This is a genomic window from Altibacter sp. (genome assembly GCF_019913785.1).
Lineage (GTDB): Bacteria > Bacteroidota > Bacteroidia > Flavobacteriales > Flavobacteriaceae > Altibacter.
Genome location: NZ_JAIOHK010000063.1, coordinates 23,949 through 45,494 on the forward strand (window position 1 = coordinate 23,949; position 21,546 = coordinate 45,494).

18 protein-coding genes are annotated in these 21,546 nt (G+C 40.8%); 7 read left to right on the top strand and 11 right to left on the bottom strand.

From position 1 onward, the window contains the following. Positions 1–17: 17 nt before the first annotated feature. Together dnaE and dinB are read left to right on the top strand one after the other, a co-directional pair. The gene (gene dnaE / locus K8F54_RS11395) at positions 18–3,029 is read left to right on the top strand and encodes a DNA polymerase III subunit alpha (RefSeq protein WP_290790971.1); all 3,012 of its coding nucleotides are present in this window, start codon (positions 18–20) and stop codon (positions 3,027–3,029) included. 92 nt (positions 3,030–3,121) lie between these two features. After that, complete coding sequence (dinB, locus tag K8F54_RS11400) at positions 3,122–4,339, top strand: DNA polymerase IV (protein WP_290790982.1); 1,218 nt, start codon at positions 3,122–3,124, stop codon at positions 4,337–4,339. A 27-nt stretch (positions 4,340–4,366) separates the two neighbouring features. Here the strand turns inward: dinB and K8F54_RS11405 are convergent, their stop codons facing one another. Beyond that, positions 4,367–5,134 carry an SOS response-associated peptidase gene (locus K8F54_RS11405; protein WP_290790985.1) on the bottom strand — a complete coding sequence of 256 codons (768 nt, stop codon included), beginning with the start codon at positions 5,132–5,134 and terminating at the stop codon, positions 4,367–4,369. A 119-nt stretch (positions 5,135–5,253) separates the two neighbouring features. Here K8F54_RS11405 and K8F54_RS11410 point away from each other — a divergent pair, with 119 nt between their 5' ends. Beyond that, positions 5,254–6,684, top strand: a complete 1,431-nt coding sequence (locus K8F54_RS11410) for an L-serine ammonia-lyase (RefSeq protein WP_290790988.1) — start codon at positions 5,254–5,256, stop codon at positions 6,682–6,684. Here the strand turns inward: K8F54_RS11410 and K8F54_RS11415 are convergent. Then, positions 6,681–7,142 carry a nuclear transport factor 2 family protein gene (locus K8F54_RS11415; protein ID WP_290790990.1) on the bottom strand — a complete coding sequence of 154 codons (462 nt, stop codon included), beginning with the start codon at positions 7,140–7,142 and terminating at the stop codon, positions 6,681–6,683. The genes K8F54_RS11410 and K8F54_RS11415 overlap by 4 nt on opposite strands. A 65-nt stretch (positions 7,143–7,207) precedes the next feature. Here K8F54_RS11415 and panB point away from each other — a divergent pair, with 65 nt between their 5' ends. Beyond that, positions 7,208–8,026 (top strand): 3-methyl-2-oxobutanoate hydroxymethyltransferase, encoded by an 819-nt coding sequence (gene panB / locus K8F54_RS11420; protein ID WP_290790992.1) that lies wholly within the window; start codon positions 7,208–7,210, stop codon positions 8,024–8,026. Continuing rightward, positions 8,026–8,715: an RluA family pseudouridine synthase gene (locus tag K8F54_RS11425; protein WP_290790994.1), complete on the top strand. Its 690-nt coding sequence runs from the start codon at positions 8,026–8,028 to the stop codon at positions 8,713–8,715. Before panB ends, K8F54_RS11425 begins: the two co-directional genes overlap by 1 nt. On the opposite strand, the gene K8F54_RS11430 is transcribed toward K8F54_RS11425, so the two are convergent. The 3 genes from K8F54_RS11430 to K8F54_RS11440 form a co-directional block, all read right to left on the bottom strand. Then, a complete protein-coding gene (locus tag K8F54_RS11430; RefSeq protein WP_290790996.1) occupies positions 8,708–9,364 on the bottom strand; it encodes a response regulator transcription factor in 657 nt (218 codons plus the stop codon). The genes K8F54_RS11425 and K8F54_RS11430 overlap by 8 nt on opposite strands. After that, the gene (locus tag K8F54_RS11435) at positions 9,348–10,136 is read right to left on the bottom strand and encodes a histidine kinase (RefSeq protein ID WP_290790998.1); all 789 of its coding nucleotides are present in this window, start codon (positions 10,134–10,136) and stop codon (positions 9,348–9,350) included. Before K8F54_RS11435 ends, K8F54_RS11430 begins: the two co-directional genes overlap by 17 nt. 687 nt (positions 10,137–10,823) lie before the next feature. Then, positions 10,824–11,168, bottom strand: a complete 345-nt coding sequence (locus tag K8F54_RS11440) for a hypothetical protein (RefSeq protein WP_290791000.1) — start codon at positions 11,166–11,168, stop codon at positions 10,824–10,826. Between the two features lie 162 nt (positions 11,169–11,330). Between K8F54_RS11440 and K8F54_RS11445 the strand changes: the two genes are divergently transcribed. Continuing rightward, positions 11,331–13,940: a patatin-like phospholipase family protein gene (locus K8F54_RS11445; protein ID WP_290791002.1), complete on the top strand. Its 2,610-nt coding sequence runs from the start codon at positions 11,331–11,333 to the stop codon at positions 13,938–13,940. On the opposite strand, the gene K8F54_RS11450 is transcribed toward K8F54_RS11445, so the two are convergent. From K8F54_RS11450 to K8F54_RS11470, 5 genes are all read right to left on the bottom strand, one after another. Beyond that, positions 13,937–14,782, bottom strand: a complete 846-nt coding sequence (locus K8F54_RS11450) for a biotin-dependent carboxyltransferase family protein (RefSeq protein ID WP_290791004.1) — start codon at positions 14,780–14,782, stop codon at positions 13,937–13,939. The genes K8F54_RS11445 and K8F54_RS11450 overlap by 4 nt on opposite strands. Then, positions 14,775–15,503: a 5-oxoprolinase subunit PxpB gene (gene pxpB / locus K8F54_RS11455; protein WP_290791006.1), complete on the bottom strand. Its 729-nt coding sequence runs from the start codon at positions 15,501–15,503 to the stop codon at positions 14,775–14,777. Before pxpB ends, K8F54_RS11450 begins: the two co-directional genes overlap by 8 nt. After that, positions 15,500–16,234 carry a LamB/YcsF family protein gene (locus K8F54_RS11460; protein ID WP_290791010.1) on the bottom strand — a complete coding sequence of 245 codons (735 nt, stop codon included), beginning with the start codon at positions 16,232–16,234 and terminating at the stop codon, positions 15,500–15,502. The genes pxpB and K8F54_RS11460 overlap by 4 nt, the downstream gene beginning before the upstream one ends. After that, the gene (locus tag K8F54_RS11465) at positions 16,231–17,457 is read right to left on the bottom strand and encodes an Nramp family divalent metal transporter (RefSeq protein ID WP_290791014.1); all 1,227 of its coding nucleotides are present in this window, start codon (positions 17,455–17,457) and stop codon (positions 16,231–16,233) included. Before K8F54_RS11465 ends, K8F54_RS11460 begins: the two co-directional genes overlap by 4 nt. Positions 17,458–17,546: 89 nt before the next feature. After that, positions 17,547–20,417: a pitrilysin family protein gene (locus K8F54_RS11470; protein ID WP_290791016.1), complete on the bottom strand. Its 2,871-nt coding sequence runs from the start codon at positions 20,415–20,417 to the stop codon at positions 17,547–17,549. A gap of 72 nt (positions 20,418–20,489) precedes the next feature. On the opposite strand from K8F54_RS11470, the gene K8F54_RS11475 reads away from it, so the two are divergent. Then, the gene (locus tag K8F54_RS11475) at positions 20,490–20,858 is read left to right on the top strand and encodes a hypothetical protein (RefSeq protein ID WP_290791018.1); all 369 of its coding nucleotides are present in this window, start codon (positions 20,490–20,492) and stop codon (positions 20,856–20,858) included. Between the two features lie 98 nt (positions 20,859–20,956). Here K8F54_RS11475 and K8F54_RS11480 read toward each other — a convergent pair whose 3' ends face one another. Beyond that, a complete protein-coding gene (locus tag K8F54_RS11480) occupies positions 20,957–21,511 on the bottom strand; it encodes a transposase (protein ID WP_290791022.1) in 555 nt (184 codons plus the stop codon). Between the last annotated feature and the right edge of the window lie 35 nt (positions 21,512–21,546).

Consider the following 21,546-nt stretch of genomic DNA (forward strand, 5'->3'; position numbering starts at 1 on the left):
ATATATCCAGATTGTATATGTTTGTTAATGTACATAGCTATTATAGCCTGCGCTATGGTACCATAAAGCCAAAGGATCTGCTAGAACTTGCAGAGGAGCTCGATATTCCCTGCCTCGCCCTTACCGATATCAATACCACCTCGGCCTGCCTCGATTTTGTGCGCCTAGCGCCCCAACATCACATTCGGCCGGTATTGGGGGTCGATTTTCGGAATAGAGCCCAACAGCAGTTTGTCATCCTTGCACAAAACAATGAGGGCTTTATGCAAATCAACAATTACCTGTCTTCCTTTTTATATGCGGGAGAAAAAATCCCCGGTCGCGCCAAACAACTCCCCCACACCTTTGTAATCTATCCCTTTGCAGTCTTCACAGAGACCAGCCTTTCTGAAAATGAATTTCTGGGCGTACGGGCCGAAGACCTCAACCGACTCAAATTTTCACCCTGGAGAGACCATTTGGAGAAACTGGTCATCCTACATACCGTAAGCTTTCAGAACAAAAAAGGCTTTAATACGCATCGGCTGCTTCGGGCCATTGATAATAATACCTTACTAAGCAAACTCCCCATTTCCGAACAAGGCCAGGAAACCAACCTACTCTGTTCAGAAAACGCACTAAAAGAAGCATTTAAAGAATTCCCCAAACTCATAGAAAACACCCAACAGCTTTTAAAACGATGTCGTATTTCTTTCGACTTCAGCAAAGAAACTCCTAACAACCAGCATGCATATACCGGGAACGAAGCGCTCGACTACAAACTCCTAAAAAAACTCACCTATGCAGGGCTCCCGTATCGTTACGGCACCCCTACCGATGCTATTTTGGACCGTATTCAGAAGGAATTGGGCATTATCAAAGAAAAAGGGTTTGTGTCCTATTTTCTTATCAATTGGAAGATCTTAAAATACGCCCGCACTAAAGGCTATTTTTATGTGGGACGCGGAAGCGGCGCCAACAGTGTGATCGCCTACCTACTTCGCATCACCGATGTGGACCCCATCGAGCTGGACCTATACTTTGAGCGTTTTATCAACCTATACCGTAAAAATCCGCCCGATTTCGATATCGATTTCTCCTGGAAGGATCGGGATGATATTACTGAATTTATCTTTCGAAGATTTCGAAATACCGCCCTACTTACTGTTTACAACACCTTTAAATACAAAGCCTCGATTCGGGAACTGGGGAAGGTATTCGGTTTACCAAAAGCAGAGATCGATGTACTCTCCAAAGGCGATTATAATTACAACACTTTGGATAAATTATCGCAACTGGTCGTACGGTACAGTAAATACATTCAGGGGTTTCCCAACTATCTGGGGATTCATGCAGGGGGCATCCTTATTTCCGAAAAACCCATCCACTATTACACCGCTACCTTTATGCCTCCCAAGGGCTTTCCCACCACCCAATTCGATATGGTGGTTGCCGAGGACATCGGCCTGTACAAATTTGATATTTTGAGTCAGCGAGGACTGGGGAAAATCAAAGACGCCGTAGAAGTGGTGCGGTACAACCACCCGGAGCTTCCTCCTATTGATATTCACGATATCAAGCGCTTCAAGCAGGATGAACGCATTAAGGACCTATTGCGAAACGCAAAGGCGATTGGTTGTTTTTATGTAGAATCGCCTGCCATGCGGATGTTGCTTCGGAAGTTACAGGTAGATGATTATCTGGGCTTGGTGGCAGCCAGTTCGGTGATACGCCCCGGCGTGGCAAAATCGGGTATGATGCGAGAATACATCTTGCGGTATCGCTTCCCCGAAAGAAGGAAAGACGCTCATCCTGTACTGGCAGACATCATGCCCGAAACCTACGGAGTGATGGTCTATCAGGAAGATGTCATTAAAGTGGCGCATTACTTTGGAGGCCTTACGTTGGGGGAAGCCGATATGCTGCGCAGAGGAATGTCCGGAAAGTTTCGGTCCCGAGATGAATTCTTAAAGGTGAAGCAGCTTTTCTTTGACAATTGCCACAGCAGCGGGAAATCGGAAGCACTCACCAAAGAGGTCTGGCGACAAATTGAGAGCTTTGCCGGCTATGCATTTGCCAAAGGGCATTCGGCCTCCTATGCCGTAGAAAGTTACCAGAGTTTGTTCTTAAAGGCCTATTTCCCTTTGGAATATATGGTAGCAACCCTCAACAATGGTGGTGGCTTTTATCGCCCAGAGTTGTATGTCCATGAAGCCCGTATGCATGGGGCAACCATTCTTGCTCCTTGTATTAATCACAGCAGGGCGGAAACCGTCATTGAAGGAACAAACATCTTTTTGGGCTTTGCCTTTTTACATGCCTTAGAATCGAAAGTGATGAAGCGCATTGTAAACGAACGCAATAAAAATGGCTATTACCTCAGCCTGGACGATTTTATAGACAGAGTTCCCATTTCGGTGGAACAGGTGAACATTCTAATTAAAATTGACGCCTTCCGTTTTACCAAAAGAAACAAGCGGGAACTGTTATGGGAGGCTCATATGAAGATACACAAAGTGACTTTCGAAGAACATATATTAACCCTTTTTAAAGCTGAAAAGATGACCTATACTACGCCCAATCTTCCCAGTACACGCATGGAAGATGCCTTTGATCAAATGGAATTATTACACTTTCCGTTATGCGACCCATTTAAACTGCTACTAGCTCCTTCCAGAAGCGCAATGCGAGCGAAACACTTACCCGATTTTGTAGGTAAAATTGTTGAGATAGAAGGGTATCTAGTAACTACAAAAGTTACGGTAACCTCAAATAGCAAAAGAATGTATTTTGGAAATTTTATAGACCGAGATGGTGACTTTATAGATACCGTACACTTTCCACCGGTAGCCGAACGATATAAATTTAGGGGTAAGGGAATTTATAAGATTACCGGAAAAGTCATGGAAGAATTTGACTGCATCTCTATTGAGGTGATAAAGATGGTTCGTTACCCCATTATTCAGGATCCCAGATATAGCGATACTGCATTGCAGGCCAATTCGGTTAAAAACTTTAACCGAAGGGTGCGCCCCACCAATAATGCCTGATGTTGGCTTCCTTATAGGCAACCTAGCCTTCTATTGTTAAAGATGTAGAGTATATAAATAAAAGAACAAATCGTTCGAAGCGATATATAGTTATGAACGAAAACCGCTCCATAGTACACATGGACCTTGACACCTTCTTTGTGTCCTGTGAGCGCCTGCTCGACAGCAAACTCAATGGAAAACCTATTCTTATTGGAGGCACCAGTGATCGGGGTGTGGTGGCTTCCTGTAGTTATGAGGCCAGAGCCTTTGGAATCCATTCGGCCATGCCCATGCGCTTGGCAAAACAGTTATGTCCCGAAGCCATTGTTTTAAGAGGAAACTCGGGTATCTACAGTAAATTTTCAAATACGGTGACCGATGTCATCAAAGAAAGTGTTCCGCTCTATGAAAAGACCTCGGTAGATGAGTTCTATATTGACCTTACCGGGATGGATAAATTCTTTGGCTGCCACCAGCTCGCCACCGAATTGCGTTCGCGTATCATCAAAGAAACGGGACTACCTATATCTTTTGGTCATTCAGTCAATAAAACTGTTTCCAAAATTGCCACAGGAGAGGCCAAGCCCAACAATCAGATACACATACTAAAGGGTACCGAAAAACCCTTCCTCTCCCCGCTTTCGGTGCGTAAAATTCCCATGGTGGGAGAGGTTACCTACCGATCGCTCTGTGATTTGGGCATCAAACAAATAAAAACCATTCAGGAAATGCCCTTGGAAATGATGGCGCGCGTTTTTGGGAAAAATGGAGAAACCCTTTGGAGAAAAGCCAATGGGATCGATAATTCCCCGGTAGTACAATATACCGAACGGAAATCCATCTCCACCGAACGCACCTTCGACAAAGACACTACCGATATAAAAAAACTGGAAGGAATTATCACTGCCATGACCGAAAACTTAATCTACCAACTAAGAAGGGGTAATAAGTTAACGGCCTGTGTTACTTTTAAGATCCGGTATTCCGATTTCCAAACCTACACCCAGCAAAAACGTATTCCATATAGCGCTGCCGATCATAAAATAATGCCTGTTGTCATGGAACTCTATAGAAAATTATACCAACGAAGGCTATTGGTGCGTTTGGTGGGAGTGCGTTTTAGTCATTTGGTTGAGGGTGGACAACAAATTGACCTTTTTAATGACAACGACAAGATCATCAACCTATATCAGGCCATGGACAAGATGCGGGAACGCTATGGAGATCGCGCTGTGATAAAGGCTTCGGGTATGGGTGCCAAAAGCATCAGTAGATGGAATCCCTTCACGGGAGAACCTCCTCCTCTACTAGCCAACAGAAGGCAATAACGCAGTGCAATTCAGTTTCAGAAGAAATTACAGTTCGGGCAATTCGGCATACTCAAATCTATTTGAAATCGTTTCCACATTACCTATATATTCCTTTCCTCTTAATCTAGCCACTGTATAGGCTTCAAGGTCGTTTTCAGGAAACTCCTGTATCAAACTTTCGATCTGCTGCTTGTCCAATTCAGACTGAATAGGTTGTAGCCAGGCATCTTCCATTTCTTCAGAAAGAATCACCGGCATTCGAGGTTCTTTCAGTTTTGGATTGTTGTGAATTTTGGCCATCATAGGATTTCCGGTCGTAGTTACAATGGAAAAAGTGATGCATACGCCTCTGGTTTCCAAATCATGGTACTCGCTCCAAAGCGCTGCAAGTGCCATAGGTAATTTGTCCCTTCGATGAATATAGAAGGGATAGGTTTTTCCTTTGTAATGATGGTGTTCATAAAAACCATCCACATAGACGATACAGCGATTATTGTTAGCCGAAAGACGAAAGGCCGGTTTCTCAAAAATAGTCTCCCCTCTGGCATTTAAAGTGTTATTCCATATTTTTTTTAGCTGTTCCTGATCGCGTACCCAATTTGGCACCAGCCCCCAAGTCGCTACTTCAGGGAAGTTAGGAGATCTATCTGTATAAATTAGCATTTCGGGATGACTAAAACCCGAGGCGTGGTAAATCGGTAAGTCGGTGAGTGGAGCTAATTTTTCAATAATTTCCGAAATTGCCTGCAGATCATTATTCCTTCTTGCACGTTGAAGTTGTGCCTCCAGACTTGCCTTTATATCATAACACATAGTTGAGACTTAATCATGAATTCCTGTTCCAATTCTAGTAAATATACGACTTAAACACCTATTTTTTACCTATTAAAAACTCGTTCTGAAGCAATAGAAACTCTATATTTGTCCACAAGATGTCCAAGGAAAGTATAAGTGTTTTTGATATGTTAAAGATAGGTGTGGGGCCGTCCAGCTCTCATACTCTGGGTCCGTGGCGGGCAGCAGGACGTTGGATAGAAGAATTGAAAACGAAGGGGCACTTTGCCCACATCGCAGAAGTTTCGGTCGATTTGTATGGCTCTCTATCCCTTACCGGTAAAGGTCATGCCACCGATATTGCAGTAATGCTTGGACTTTGTGGTTTCGATCCCGTTACTTTTCCAATTGAAAACATTGACAAAGATGTTGCTCATATCACTTCGAAAAGTGTTATAAAACTTAATAACGAATTGGACGTACCCTTTATTCCGAAGGAACACATCAAATTCAATAGAAAATTCTTAGAATTCCATCCTAACGGGATGATATTCCGAGCGACGCTGCGGGATGGCAAAAAAGTAACTGCTACCTACTACTCTATTGGTGGCGGATTTGTGGTACAACAGGAGCGAAAACGCGCCAAACAGAAGCTGGAGAAGTTTGCACAATTTCCTTTTCAGATTGAAAAGGCCACCGAATTACTTATTCATTGTGATACTGAAGGGAAATCCATTTCGGAAATTGTACTGGAGAACGAACGCTCTTTGCGCAGTGATGAAGAGATTGATGCCAAATTAAACGCTATTTGGGCTGTTATGCTCGATTCTATGTTCGTGGGCTGTCATACGGAAGGCAAATTGCCCGGGGGACTCAATGTACAACGCCGCGCCTTCGATATGCATAAAAATCTTATTGGAGATGCGACCTATAGCAATCCGCAAGAGTGGATCGAAGCGATTCGTGGTACCGAAGTTAAATTCAGGCAGATTCTAAAGTGGGTTTCTTGCTTTGCACTTGCAGTAAATGAGGTAAACGCATCTCTGGGAAGAGTGGTCACCGCACCCACCAATGGAAGTGCCGGTGTGATACCTGCTGTTATGATGTATTATATGGTGATTGAAAATCACGACGCCAATTTTAAGGATGTGAAACAATTTATGCTGGTGGCCGGTGAAATAGGAAGCTTATTTAAAAAAGGAGCCACCATATCAGCGGCTATGGGCGGATGCCAAGCCGAAATTGGAGTTTCTTCGGCTATGGCGGCCGGGGCGTTAGCAGAGTTGATGGGTGGTACTCCGGCACAGGTTCAAATGGCCAGTGAAATTGCCATGGAACATCATTTGGGACTCACCTGTGACCCCATTGGCGGATTGGTCCAAATTCCGTGTATTGAACGAAATGCGATGGGAGCCATCAAAGCCATCAATGCCTGTGAAATGGCACTCGACGGGGACCCGTCTCATGCAAAAGTGCCACTCGACAAAGTAATTGCTACCATGTGGGAAACTGCCAAAGACATGACCAGTAAATACAAGGAAACAAGTGAGGGTGGTCTGGCTGTACAAGTAAATATAAGTGATTGCTAATCGAAGCAGTCATCCTTCCTTCTGGAATCGATTAGATGAATGATCTTCCAACCGTCTTCTGTTTTAACCAGAGTAAATGAATTGGCGCCACAATGGCTAAAACTATCATTGAACCAAAACTGGTAGGGCGTCCATACCTGCGCTATATTTCCATCAATTTGAACCTTATAGTCCAGTAATCGTTCATCCCATTTTTGATCTACACCACGATTGGCAATTGCCATTAGTAAATTTGCCATAGATCCGTCGTTGACTTTGGCAAGGCCATCTTTATCGGTGAAGGCAGTTTGCAAAGTGACTTCCTTCATAAGCACCGAGCGCATTTTCAAGGTATCAGCCTTATGAAATCCTTCAAAAAAAGTATCAATTACCTGTTTGGCATCGGCTTCGGTAAAGTCGCTTTGTGCAAAAGTAAAGGCAGTTGCGAAAAAACAGAGGAACGTCGGTATAAACTTCATAAGAGATTGTTTAAAGATTGATTCTCAAAATTAGTACTTTTACCGCTCATTCTGTTATAAAACCTATGTCTACAGCAAAAAAAGAATACAAGCGGATTACTACCAAGACCTTGGTGGATATGAAAAACAAAGGTGAAAAAATCTCCATGCTTACAGCCTATGATTTTACCATGGCGAAAATTGTGGATAATGCAGGGGTCGATGTAATCCTGGTTGGCGACTCTGCATCGAACGTAATGGCAGGGCACGAAACCACCTTACCTATTACGTTGGATCAAATGATTTATCATGCAGCTTCTGTTATTCGGGCGATAGAACGAAGTTTGGTAGTGGTGGATCTTCCTTTCGGAAGTTATCAGAGTGATCCCAAAGAAGCATTGCGTTCGGCTATTCGAATTATGAAGGAAAGTGGTGCGCATGCGGTGAAACTGGAGGGAGGAAAAGAAATAAAAGAATCGATAAAACGCATTTTAAACGCCGGAATTCCAGTGATGGGTCACCTTGGACTAACACCGCAGTCCATTTATAAATTTGGCACCTATACAGTTCGTGCCAAGGAAGAAGAAGAGGCAGAAACACTAAAAGAAGACGCTTTATTATTGGAAAGAGCCGGTTGTTTCGCCATTGTTCTGGAAAAAGTACCTGCCAAATTAGCCAAGGAAGTTGCGAAAAGTGTATCCATTCCTATTATTGGTATCGGCGCTGGAAATGGGGTTGATGGTCAGGTGTTGGTTACCCACGATATGCTGGGCATGACACATGAGTTCAACCCAAGGTTCTTGAGAAGATACCTCGATTTGTTCAGTGATATGACCAATGCCTTTCAGCAATATATTACCGATGTAAAAAGTGGTGATTTCCCTACCGACAAAGAACAATATTAATGTACTCAACACCCGACAATCTTCAGGTATTATTTGAAGATAACCATATTATTGTCGTCAATAAGCGGCCCGGGGATATTGTGCAGGGTGACAAAACGGGTGACGTACCACTTTCGGAAGTAGTGAAGGAATATATCGCCAAAAAATACCAAAAACCGGGGGCGGTGTACTTGGGAGTGGTGCATAGGTTGGATCGCCCTACCAGCGGCATTGTGGTATTTGCGAGAACTTCGAAAGCCCTCGCCCGACTCAATAAACTATTTGCCGATCGCGCTACCAAAAAGACCTATTGGGCCCTCGTAAAGAACCCTCCTCCCAAAGATTCGGATAGGTTGGTGCATTATCTAAAACGAAATCCGAAACAGAACAAATCCTATGCGCATCTCAAGGAAGTTCCCGATAGTAAGAAAGCGGTTTTGAGTTATTCGGTGGTCAAAGCCTTGGATACCTATTTTTTGTTGGAAATTGATCTAGAGACCGGCAGACACCATCAAATTAGGAGTCAGTTATCGGCCATCGGTTCCCCTATCAAGGGGGATTTAAAGTACGGATTTGACCGAAGTAATCAGGATGCAAGCATTCATCTACATTCCAGATCCTTGGGTTTTATCCACCCGGTAAAAAAGGAAGAGATTATTGTAGTGGCTCCGCCACCGAACGATCCCTTATGGAAAGCCTGTCTTAAATAGAAATAATATTATTCTTTAAGGCAAATATCACCAGGCCGACCCTGTTTTTAATATTGAGTCGGTTAAACAATTCTTGACGATAGCCATCAATGGTTTTCGGACTCAGATTCATTACGCTCGCAATTTCTTTATAGGTCATTTCACTACAGGCGAGTTGTAAAAAAATAATTTCATTTTCTTTAAAAGCAAGCTCATCGTGTTGATTACCGGGTTGTAAGGAATGTAAAAGTGTAGTTGCCACTCTTTCGGAATGATAATATCCTTTGTCTATGACTTCCGAAAGTGCTTCCTTTAATTTATCTGGATGAATGTCCTTTAACAAATAACCCTTTACACCTCTGCGTAACATTTTGAGGATGGTGTTCTCATCATCGTCCATCGAAAGCGCAAGTACTTTTATGTCTGGGTACTCTTCGGTCAACCATTCGGCAGTTTCAAAACCATCCATTACCGGCATGTTGATATCCAGCAAAATGATCTCGGGCCGATCTTTACTGCTTTTAATTTTTTGCTGAAGATCAAGTCCGTTTTTGGCATGATAGAGTACGTGAAATCCGGTAAATGAGTTAATCAGCTTTTCTAATGAACCGGCAAAAAGTAAGTGGTCGTCTACAATGGCAATAGCGTGTTCTTTAGGACTGCTTGTCATGCGTATAGGGATATTTTAGAAATAGGTTTGTTCCTTCTCCAATTTTTGAATCAATCTTGAAATCTGCTTGTAACAACTCGGCTCGGCTTTTCATAGTATGCATTCCACTGTTCCCGTGGTGTACACTAGCATCATAGCCTACCCCATCATCTTTTGCCAAAATTTCAAGTGCGTTCTCTTTATAACTTAAATGTACGAATAAATTATTTGCTTTGGCATGCTTCATCACATTTGAAAAGAATTCCTGAAGTATTCTAAAAATAATAATTTCGTCTTGGCTTTTAATCGAAACTTCGTCGCCTTCAACTTTAAACGTGGCTACTAGAAAATTTAATCGGTTAAATCGTTCCAATTCTACCTCAAGAGATGCAACGAGGCCATTGGTTTTAATCACATCTGTATTCAGAATTTTAGACAATGAACGTATTTCGGTAACCGATGCGGTCACTACCTCCTTGGTCTCTATAATCTGTTGATGAAATTTTTCGGGCGCACTGTTCATAAGCATATTCAGTTGAATATTGGCTACCGAAAGCAATTGCCCTACATTATCATGTAGTTCCCAAGCAATATTCTTTAAGGTTTGTTCCTGAATCTCAAGCTGGGAATTGGCGAGTTCCTTTTCGAACTTTTTTTCGGCTTCTAGGCGTTCAAATAGATATTTGTTTTTTTTACGTTGAAATGCAATAAAAAAGAACACCACAAATAATACCAGTAAAAATATTACAGCAATAAAATAGGCAATTAATAAGACTTCTTCCTTCTGGAGCATACAATGAAACCAACTATAAAGGTAACGTACATAAAGATATTAGCGTATAGATATACATCGTTCTTTAGCTTTACAAAATAATCATTTCCTGCACTAAAGTAATTAGAAAATATATCAATTGGGGTCACACACAAATTATAAAGTAAAACTCCTACTGATATATAAATGGGTAAGAATTGTTTTAGCTGTAATAAGAAGTCGCTTCGGAGCAGTTCAAAATAAAAGAGAACTACACTAAAAAACAGCAGCAATGTTCCTGTAAGAGTCACATACTGAGAATATCCCACAAAGAAAACTTCAGAAAACAACAAATTGATAATTGAAGAAAATATAAAAAAGAAGATTAATACTTTAAGCAGTAATCTCGTTTTTTTAGATTTTATAAAAGACCGAAAATAGTAAACAAAAAAACTAAAACTAACAATGAGAAAACAATTGTATAACCAATAGTTTTTACTAAATGGTGTTCCTTCAACAAATGAAAAATATTTGTAGTCCGAAAAATATGCAATAGGAGCATACGAGCCAATTACTTCAACAAACAGAGTAAGCCATAAAAAAGTTACCAAGTGAACTGAACTTTTTAGGCGTGTCTCTTTTTTTAAATAATAGATTCCAACAATTGCTGCTAAAAATTCAACCAACAAAATTGGAATAGTATTCCCAATATAATCTATAAATTCCAATCTAGTAAATATTTGGTGGCCATCCACCCTGTCCTTTATTTAATGCTTCAATAGCATAATTATTTGGAGCATTGGCACTTGTCCCATTGGTGGGTGCCAAAAAAACGGTTGCCTTGGTGGATTGTGCATTGTTATAAGCAGCGAAATAGATTCTTATGCCTTGTTTTGACATCCCAACATGGTTTTCCTTAACATACTTTAAATACGCTTCCAATTCTTCCACGCTAAATATAACATCGCGTACATCGGGAGCCAGATTATTATTGATAAGTGTAGCGCGATTATCCCAATTATTATAAAGGGTTCTTGCCTCAGTTTCAGAAATACAGTTTGCGGGTTTTGCCATGATAGATATGTTTTTAAATTATCCTTAAAAATAGCTAAAAGATATGGAAGCCATAAGCAAAATCTTAAAATTAGGAAAAATCCCATTTTCTGCTCAGGAAAAAACCTATTGCTTCAAATTGGTTTAATCTGTACCTTAGACAATTACATCTAACCTACTCTTATGCCCGAAAAAAAATCAAGAATTTCACGGTTTATTGATGGAGTCAATCATTTAATCCGCTCCTTTAAGAATTTTGTAAAAGCATCGTTTTTAAGCTTAGTGATTATTCTCATCATTTTATTGTTGTTAACTCAAATGGATCAGGCGTTTACGATGATGGTCGATCTGGTTGAAAATACCAAATTTTCGCTGTTCCTCGCTTTTTTGTTTATAAATGGGCTCGCTATTGTATTGTCGCACTTTCCAATTTATACGTATTATGCCGCCGATTTAAACAACTCGGGGAACTACACCAATTGGAAAAAGGTGTTTCCATTAACAATCTGGCCTTTTAAGCGTTTTCCGGTCTTCGTGTTTACCACCAATAAGGATACGGACTACACCCCGGACAACTGGGCCAATTACCTCAGGTATTCTATTGGATTACTTATCCATATTGTATGGATCCATTTTATAATTAGCAGTTTTGCCCCAAACCTTATTTTTGAGAATTTTCCCTTGCTGCCGGTTAAGATCATTATTTATACGCTACTTATTGTGCCGTTTATATTATATATCATTCAGAAAGAAAAATTTACTTCTCTCACTGCCACAGAGACCAAGGATGGTATTCCTCTCACAGAGGATCAGAAAAGAGTAAATGGAGCAAAGCTGAATCGGCTATACAAAAAATTAGGTGTCTGGTATTTTGTCATCGCAATAAGCAGTGGTTTGCTGCTTTTTCTTATGCTTTTTATTGGGAATTTTAGTCCGGGCGGCTTTATTCTTATTTTGTTAACAAGCTACCTATTTGTATTTAACTATGTGTTTTTCAGATTATTACGAACCCGTTTATCACAGGTGAGTAGTACATTGCAGCATTCGTTATTGGCGCCTGTGCGGTTCTTCTTCAGAAGGATCCATTTCCTTCAAAAGTCGGAAAACTACATCCTCCTTTTTAATGTGCATTTTATTATTTCAATCATACTGCTTGTCTATTCAACCCTTGCGAGTATAAATGGTTGGAGCCTTTCAAACGGAATTCCTATCCTATTGGCCTTTTTCTATTTCTATTATTTTATAATCGCCAGTCTTGGCAAATACTTTTTCGTAACCAAAAAAATGAATCTCTTCGGAACGCGAAAATATCGTATCCTATTTGGAAGTGCTACGGTAATCGTGATCCTACTATTTATAACGAATTGTGCCAATGTCGAAGTTCGCACGCACGAGCTCGATCTGGTTGAAAATACCAAAACCGAAGTCTTAGAATCACAATTTTTGGATAGCGTTGCAGCAAAGAATGACAATACGCTTTTTTTTATTGCTTCTCACGGTGGCGGACTTAAAGCCAATGTATGGACGCTGAATGTGCTCAACCGACTGCAACAACGAACTGAAGGGAAATTGCTCAACCAGACCATCGCCATGTCCGGCGCCTCTGGAGGTTCACTAGGATTGGCGCTTTATACCGGTTTGTACAAAGAAAATGGAATCGATACGCTTCTCATCAAACAACAAATTGATAAGATCGCCCAGGAAAATTATACTTCACTCGATCTTACACTCACTTTTGGACTGGATTCCTATCGTAAAATATGGCCGCTGAGTCAGCGGATTGGGCTTCGGGATAGGCCGTACTATGCCATGGTGAAATATCAAAAAAATGTCGAAAACACGAGTGAGAAGACATTGTCCGAAACCTCTTTCAGGGACTATTGGAAGGAGGCCTTCCAAAGCACAGGCTATTTTCCATCGCTTATCATGAATACTGCCGGGACTACCGGAAGCCGTGGTATTTTGTGGTCGGTAAAGCCCAATAAATTCAATGCTATATTTCCGTATTCTAAAAATTTAGCCGATTTGTACGACGACACGAAGACCATCCCCTTCTATCAAGCGGTATCGACAACCAATCGATTCCCCGTGTTTAGTCCGGCGGCTAAAATCCCGGGCTACGGACATTATATAGATGCTGGCGCTATCGACAATAGCGGATTGCTGGGCTGCTTGGATCTTCACATTTACCTGCTGAATGATTCGCGTAAAGTGCTGGGAGACAAACAGGTTGCCTATGTGGAAATTATAAATAGTAAATCACTTTATGTAAATTATTTGATAAACAAATTCAAAGAAGAGCAGCAAATTGATCATATCCTTAAAAATGAAAATGAATCGGATAATATCGTAGTCGACCTTAAAACAGGGTTAAACCTGGATAAGATCCCGGGATATCTTAGTGATTATATCACCAACTGGGAAAACACCCAAAATGGAAAAATTCGATATTTTAAGATTTTCATGCCACATAAAGTCTCCTTTGAAGACGTGGAAGCCTTCTTCGACGGAAAAATTGAAAATGGCGATAATAATGTAGTTAGCGATTTAAAAGCATTCTTAGACAAAAAAAATAATGAGATTCTCAATCTTACAGAAGCCCCCAATAAATCGTTCTTCGATCCTTGGGAATTCTACGAGCCTACCCTATCACGTCATTTAAGCAAAAGCAGCCTCAATTATATCGATCATATTTTAAAACATCCGCTTCTTGATGAACAGTTCTTGGAAATTGAAAAATTGATCAATACCAAGCGCATCGAAAAAAATGAAAATCCCGAAATGGCCTTTTAATGAAGTCTAAAAGTGACCGTTTCACCAGGCCGCTTTTGGGCGATGGTATTAATTCCCGCCTCTAAAAGTTGTAGTATTCTGGCATAGCCTCCTGTGGTTTGCGCGTCGCGCATAAGTACAATACATTTCCCGGAAGGTGTTAACTGAACTGTGCCTGGTTGGACCGGCCCCGTTATGATTTCGTTTACTGAAAATGATTCAAAACCACTTAACAAACAGGCCATTCGATTGCTTTCCGGCAATAGTTTTCCCCTCGTGCTTAAAAATTGCTGCTGAATGGGTTCCGGCAATAAATAGAATTCCGGTCCTGGATAGGCTTCAATGTCTTCAGAAGTGAAATAGGCACGCTTTACCTTCACCGAAGCAGTAGCCGATTTCTGATTGGTCGCAAAGCTAAGTACAGGTAATCGGTCTCCGGTTTCTAAAGCTTGTTTTTCTGTGATTCCGTAGCAATAACTGAAACTATTCATGACTTTTTTTTCCTGAAATCCTCCGAAAACCGACAAATACGCTCGTAATCCGTAAGCAGGAAGGCCAAACTTTACCACACTGCCTGCATCTAAATTTATACGTGTATTCAGCGGAACCTCCCTATTGTTTAAGGTAGGAGAAAATCCGGCACCGGTGATCGCAATTTGTGTCGCCGTGTTAAACCGAAGTACCGGGCCAATAAATGTGATCTCTAAAACAGCTGCATCTATTCTATTTCCCAGCAAACTATTGGCTAATAGCGCCGAATAGCTGTCCATCGCACCACTTAAAGGTACCCCGTACTTTCTACAACCAAAGCGGCCCATGTCCTGAATGGAGGTATACAATCCTCCCGAAACGATCTCAACCATAGATCACCTCCTTTTCTATCGTTATGCTTCCTTTTTCTATATCCGATAACATCTTTTTATATTTCTTTTTCGAAATAGAAACAAATTGTACGTAATCACCGGCTTGTAAAAATGTGGGAGGACGTTTTTCAACCGAAAAAAAATCGATGGGTGTTCGTCCAATAATATTCCAACCTCCCGGCGATGCCATTGAATACACCCCTGTCTGCCCTCCTCCAATTCCTACCGACCCCTTTTCCACATAAGGGTTTGGTGTACTTTTTCGTGGCGTATGTATTTTTGGATCCAGTCCTCCCAAATACGGAAAACCCGGAAGGAAACCCAAAAAGTAAACGGTATAAGTAGGCTGCGTGTGTAGCAAAATCAATTCTGCAATTGATATTTTATGAAGATGGGCAACTTCGGTCAAGTCTGGTGCATATTCAAGATCATAACACACCGGAATCCTAGCCAGATATTTGGTCTTTGATTGCACATTGACTCTACCTCCTATTTCATTTTTTAATCGTTGAATAAATGTGTTGGCTGAAATAGACTCGTGCAAATAGATGGCTAATGATTGATATGCAAAGACGGTCTCAATTATTTCTTCCGAAAAGCGGGAAGATACATATTTGTCGAATTGCAATACCGCATCGTGCACTTCAGGGGTGATGCTTGCCTCCCAATTCACTAAGACCGCATGAGCGCCAAATGTACTGTATGTAGGAGCCGCTGTCATGAGACGAGTATTTGGTGTAAGTTTAGTTGCTTCCGAATGTATTTCAGTATCTCTACCGAATTTTCGTGATCTCCATGTATGCAAAACGTCGAGGCGATCAGTTCTCTTTTTTCACCCGAAATAGTGGTCACATAGCCTGTATGAATGATTTCATACAATTGATTCCAGGCCAATTCAGCAGCATCTATGACTGCATTTTTATCGGTGCGAGGAACCAGTGACAACGCATCGGTATACCTTCGATCAATAAAAGCCTCATAGACCAATGGCAACAAGTTTTCGGCTTTTTTGGCCAAAATTGAATGGTATGGCACATATAGTTTTGGGCGGATTTTCGTTGCCACAATTGCTTCCACCACTGCATCGGCTGTTGGTGCGTCTATGGCTGCATAATTATACAAGGCACCGTGTAGTTTTATATGGTGCACAGGAATATCTTCGGTTTCACATATTGCAAAAAAATGAAGCAATTGATGAAAAACCGTATCCGTCAATTCACGTTTAGTAAGCGTGATCACCTTTCGCCCAAAGTTATCTCTGTCGGGAAAAGACGGATGCGCGCCTACTTTTACCTGGTGTTTTTTGGCAAGTAATAATGTTTCTAACATACTTTCCGAATCTCCAAAATGGCCTCCGCAAGCAATACTACAAGAAGAGATCAACGGCATGATCTTGGCATCAAGGCCGGCTCCCTCACCCAAATCGGCATTTATGTCAATAGATTTTATCACAACGAAAGATTAAAAACCGACATCAGGCTTTTTAGCCCTAAAACAATGGTAATAAGTATAATCACAATTCCGAGAATATTCTGAAGCATTGAATTCTTATAATTCCCCATCACGGCATTTCGATTGACAACCCAAACCAAAAAGCAGGCAATGACAGGTAATAAAATACCGTTGGCAACTTGGGCAAATTTGATAATTTCGATAGGTTTAAAACCGATGGACGAAAAAATAATCCCCAAAAGTAAAACCAGTATCCATACCGCTCTAAACTTTTTATCCTTTAACCCTATTTTCCAACCAAAACATTCTCTTACCACATAGGCTGCAGCCAAGGGTGCAGTAATTGCCGAAGTGATTCCTGCGGCAAAAAGCCCCAGACTTAAAAAATACCTTGAAAAACGACCGTATAATGGCTCTAAGCCCTTGGCCAAATCGGTAGCATTGATTACCTCGGTAGATTGAATCGACGCAGCCGAGATGATTATGGCCATAGAAACGAGTCCGCCAAGAATGATAGACACATATAAATCGGTTCGAGCCGCTTTCAACTGTGATATGCCACTCCATTTTTCCTTTACCAAGGCTGCATGTAAGAATAAATTATAGGGAACAACCGTAGTTCCTACAAGTGCAATAATGGTAAGCCAGCCTTCTTCAGGAAATACCGGAATGAACATTCCCTTCAAAATAGCAATACTATTTGGCTGCGTAAGGACTGCGGTTATCACAAAAGACAGGCTCATTAAAATAACAAGTGCCACCAAGCTCCGTTCTATCACCTTATAATTACCAATAAATAAAAGCGCAAAGGCAATTAATCCTATGATTAAACTTAATACATTGAACTCTAGATTGGCAAAGTTAAAAGTCACTTCAGAAAAAAGCGTCTGCAGGCCTAAAACGCCACCGCTAATATTTCCGGCCTCGTAGGCTGCATTTCCAATTAAGATAGCAGCCAACATCAATAGAATAGCTGCTATTTTAATCATTGGGTGATTGACTTGTTCCTTAACCGTTTCGGCAAGACCTTTACCGTATACCAACCCAAGCCGTGCTGCCATTTCTTGCAATACAAGGGTTGCTACGATTGAAAGTATCATAGCCCAGAGTAAGGTAAAGCCGTAGTTTACTCCGGCAATGGTACAAACCGTAACGGTACCCGGACCAATAAAAGCTGCGGCAATGAGTGTACCGGGACCTATGTTATTTAAAACATTTTTCAAACTTGGTTAGTTCTTTTCATATTTAGTTAAAGGTATCAAAAAAAAGGGACGCCAATTGGCGTCCCTCTTCAGAATATAAAAAAAGTAATTTACATTTTAACATCTTTCAATTTCACTTCTTCGCCCTCTTTATCCAACAATTTTACCTCATCGAAGCCCATTTTCTTAAATTGTGCAAACTGTGTAGCTGCATCTCCAACTACCAAATACGCCATTTTAGACTCGTCCAAATATTTGTTGGCCAGCGCCTTGTGCTGTTCTAAGGTCATTCCTTTAATGATTTGCTCTTCTCCTTCAATATAATTGGCAGGAAGGTCATAACTACTCATTTCCTGTAACATTCCCAATAAGTTGAATTGGGTTTCAAAACGACGTGCATTGGATTTAACCAAGGCATTTTTTGTAAATGCCAAATCTTCTTCGGAAATACCATTTTTATAATTGGCAATCTGATCTTTAAAAATCTGAACCGATTCCCCAGTGGTATTGGTACGTACACTGGAAGAAGCAGTAAAAGTACCAGGGATCTTAGTCCCACTAAAATTGGTACGTGCGCCATAAGTATATCCTTTTTCTTCACGTAGAATTAGGTTTACATTTCCTGAGAAAGAACCTCCTAATTTATAATTCATTACTTCGGCAGGGTAGAAATCTTTATCGGTTCTTGGAAGTGCAATGTAGCCAATGTTAATCACGGATTGCTTTGCATTTGGAATATCGACAAAATACAAGGATGCTTTATCGCGGTTGTTTGCCACCGGATACTCAGGAATAGTCACTTCTTTCGCTGCCCATTTCGCTTCCAATCCTTTTAAATTCTTCAGTGCATTTTCCTTATTGATCTTCCCTACAACGTGGAAGGTACTAATGGAAGGTGAAAAATTCTTTGTATAAAAGTCTTTTAAATCGTTTATCGTAATGGCCTCTACAGAAGCTTCGGTACCCGAAGTTGGATAGCTGAATATATGGTCTTCTCCGTAAAGCAATTTATTGTAAACGTTTGAAGCTACCACATTCGGATTTGCCTGAGCACGTTTAATTTGATTGATCGTTCTAGTTTTAATAAGCGCAAATTCTTCTTCATCCCAGCGTGGTTCCAATAAGATCTCTTCAATGAGTTTCATGGTCTTCTCGAAATTACGAGTAAGTGTATTTCCTCGAATTATTATCGACTCATTCGTAGTATACATATTAATAGAAGCGCCCAATAGTTCAATCTCTTCTTCTAATTCTAACGGTGTCTTATTTACCGTACCCTCCATCATAATATCGGTCATTAAGTTGGCCACTCCATTCTTGTTTTTATCATCCAGTAAATGACCTCCTTCAATAACTAGACTGAAATTTACCGTTGGAACTTCATTCTGCTCAATTCCGTATACTTTGATGCCATTTGTTAGGCTTGCCGTCCATGATTCTGGAATACTTAATGCAGGAGCCTCTCCTTGAGTCGGTTCTACGGTACGATCAAAATTAGAAGGGGTTTTTACAATTTCCTCTTGCTTTTCTTCTACCGTTTTTGCTACATTTTCCTTGATTTCTTCTTCCACTACCGGAGCCTTGGTTGAATTATCGGCAATCAATTCCATTTTACCTTTGGGAACAAAACTGGTCATTACAAAAGGTTTTTCTTTGATATAGGTATTATAAACCCGCATCACATCTTCTTTGGTTACCTTCTTGATGTTTTCGATGTCTTCCTCGATAAATCCCGGATCACCGGCAAACACATTGTATTGTGCCAATTGAAAGGATTTCCCAAGCACACTGCTAATTCCGTTGTAGAATTGTGTTTCTAATCCGGCTTTGATGCGTTCAATGTCACGATCGGTAACCCCGTCTTTTTCGAACATGGTAAATGCTTCAAAAATTCCAGCTTCCACATCTTTTAAATTTTTATCGTTATTGGCGGTAATCCGAATATGAAATTCGCCAGCCAATTGCTGTGAGTTGTTGTATGCTGAAGTTTGAGACGTTAGATCTTTTTCTTTTACCAAAACTTTGTACAGGGGTGCCTTTTTCCCACTCGAAATAATTTCAGCCAAAAAATCCAAGGCATATGCATCGGGCGTGTACTGTTCTACCGTTGGCCAAACCATATTAAGTTGTGGTGCTGTAGCGAAATTGTCTTCGTGATAAAGCCGTTTGGTTTCTGCGAGTGTTATATTTTGAGGTTGTAGCGGCTCAACTTCTTGGCGGCGTTTGATCTCACCAAAGTACTTTTCGATCATGGCTTTGGCTTCGTCAATTTCGAAGTCACCAGCCAATACCAAAGTGGCATTATTGGGACCATAAAATCTATCGTAAAACTCACGGACGTCTTCAACAGTTGCGTTTTGAAGATCTACGAGTTCACCAATCACCTGCCAGTTATAGGGATGTCCTTCGGGATAAAGATTTTTATCCAGTACCCAGTTAGTATGTCCATAAGGGTTATTATCTACGCGCTGTCTTTTTTCATTTTGCACTACTTCCTGTTGGTTATAGAAAGCAGATTCGGTCACGGTATTGATTAGATACCCCATACGATCACTTTCCAACCACATGATCATTTCCATGGCATTCTTGGGTACAATCTCGTAATAAATAGTACCATCTTTCCAGGTTCCACCGTTAAGGGTTCCCCCTGCGTCTTGTATTTTTTTAAAGAATTGATCTTGTCCAACATTTTCAGATTCCTGAAACAACATATGTTCGAACAAATGAGCAAAGCCGGTACGACCGGTCTTTTCGCGGTTTGAACCTACGCCATATTGTATGGCGAGGGATACAATGGGATCACTTTTATCCTGGTGCAATACTACATCCAATCCATTGGCCAATTCGTATTTTTCGAATTCGATAGAAAGTTTTGCAGTTTCTTCGGTTTTGTCACCGTCTTTATTTTTACATGAGGTAAATACAAACAGCCCTGCAAACAAAGCGATTGCAAGCATTTTTAGAGAATTTTTAGAAGTCATTTTTTGATTGTTTTTAGTCAGAACAATAAAGATACAATCTGTACACATTTTGTCCTCTTAAAAATGTGTTAAATGAAAATGGCAATGGTAATTGTTGAATGTATTACTTGGCGCGCTTTTGCAAAGCGTGCCTATTTACTACTGCATTTGCAATGCCATTTACCACAACGCTACAACGCTAACTTCACTTGGCGCGCTTTTGCAAAGCGTGCCTATTTACTACTGCATTTGCAATGCCACTTACCACAACGGTACAACGCTCACGCCGGATGTTCACTTGGCGCGTCTTTGCAAAGCGTGCCTATTTACGACTGCATTTGCAATGCCACTTACCACAACGGTACAACGCTCACGCCGGATGTTCACTTGGCGCGTCTTTGCAAAGCGTGCCTATTTACGACTGCATTTGCAATGCCACTTACCACAACGGTACAACGCTAACGCCGGATGTTTCACGATTACCTTCCTCATAAACGCAATAACTCACTTGGCGCGCTTTTGAAAAGCGTGCCGATTTACTACTGCATTTGCAATGCCACCTACCACAACGGTACAACGCTAACGCCGGATGTTTCGCGATTACCTTCCTCATAAACGCAATAACTACTATTAATCCAATCCCTTTCATGATATACAAAACGAGCAGCGACAGGATTGTAATGGATATAATTAACCCTTTGTTCTAATTTCTTCTTGGTATCCAATAAGATCGGATGAAATCCGTCTTTCCAAAATTTGTAGTTAACGCCTCTTTTAATCCGTTTTGCAGCAAAACTGAATTTCTTTAGCAACCACTCACGGCGGCTTTCAGGAACTTCCTTAATGGCTTCAATAATTCGTTTGGAAGTAAATTTTTTAAAATCCCTGATAATGTCTTGTAACGCTGCCCCTTCCGAAGTTACTATTAAATGCAAGTGACTTGTCATATAAACATAGGCATGCACTCGTAACCCTTTATTTTGAATACAATAGTTTAATGACGCATCAAGGATTTTTGCATAGGCCGAACGAATAAATATATCTACCCAATCCACGACTGTTATTGTTATGAAGGTGGGTTGTGTTTGATCTATTACCTTGTACTTATGCGACATACATTAAATAGGTTTAAAAAGTATTGCAAATACTA

Excerpts from the sequence above, each read along its gene's own strand:
- dnaE (WP_290790971.1), top strand. The coding sequence starts at position 18 with ATGTTTGTTAATGTACATAGCTATTATAGCCTGCGCTATGGTACCATA.
- dinB (WP_290790982.1), top strand. The coding sequence starts at position 3,122 with ATGAACGAAAACCGCTCCATAGTACACATGGACCTTGACACCTTCTTT.
- K8F54_RS11405 (WP_290790985.1), bottom strand. The coding sequence starts at position 5,134 with ATGTGTTATGATATAAAGGCAAGTCTGGAGGCACAACTTCAACGTGCA.
- K8F54_RS11410 (WP_290790988.1), top strand. The coding sequence starts at position 5,254 with ATGTCCAAGGAAAGTATAAGTGTTTTTGATATGTTAAAGATAGGTGTG.
- K8F54_RS11415 (WP_290790990.1), bottom strand. The coding sequence starts at position 7,142 with ATGAAGTTTATACCGACGTTCCTCTGTTTTTTCGCAACTGCCTTTACT.
- panB (WP_290790992.1), top strand. The coding sequence starts at position 7,208 with ATGTCTACAGCAAAAAAAGAATACAAGCGGATTACTACCAAGACCTTG.
- K8F54_RS11425 (WP_290790994.1), top strand. The coding sequence starts at position 8,026 with ATGTACTCAACACCCGACAATCTTCAGGTATTATTTGAAGATAACCAT.
- K8F54_RS11430 (WP_290790996.1), bottom strand. The coding sequence starts at position 9,364 with ATGACAAGCAGTCCTAAAGAACACGCTATTGCCATTGTAGACGACCAC.
- K8F54_RS11435 (WP_290790998.1), bottom strand. The coding sequence starts at position 10,136 with ATGCTCCAGAAGGAAGAAGTCTTATTAATTGCCTATTTTATTGCTGTA.
- K8F54_RS11440 (WP_290791000.1), bottom strand. The coding sequence starts at position 11,168 with ATGGCAAAACCCGCAAACTGTATTTCTGAAACTGAGGCAAGAACCCTT.
- K8F54_RS11445 (WP_290791002.1), top strand. The coding sequence starts at position 11,331 with ATGCCCGAAAAAAAATCAAGAATTTCACGGTTTATTGATGGAGTCAAT.
- K8F54_RS11450 (WP_290791004.1), bottom strand. The coding sequence starts at position 14,782 with ATGGTTGAGATCGTTTCGGGAGGATTGTATACCTCCATTCAGGACATG.
- pxpB (WP_290791006.1), bottom strand. The coding sequence starts at position 15,503 with ATGACAGCGGCTCCTACATACAGTACATTTGGCGCTCATGCGGTCTTA.
- K8F54_RS11470 (WP_290791016.1), bottom strand. The coding sequence starts at position 20,417 with ATGACTTCTAAAAATTCTCTAAAAATGCTTGCAATCGCTTTGTTTGCA.
- K8F54_RS11475 (WP_290791018.1), top strand. The coding sequence starts at position 20,490 with ATGAAAATGGCAATGGTAATTGTTGAATGTATTACTTGGCGCGCTTTT.
- K8F54_RS11480 (WP_290791022.1), bottom strand. The coding sequence starts at position 21,511 with ATGTCGCATAAGTACAAGGTAATAGATCAAACACAACCCACCTTCATA.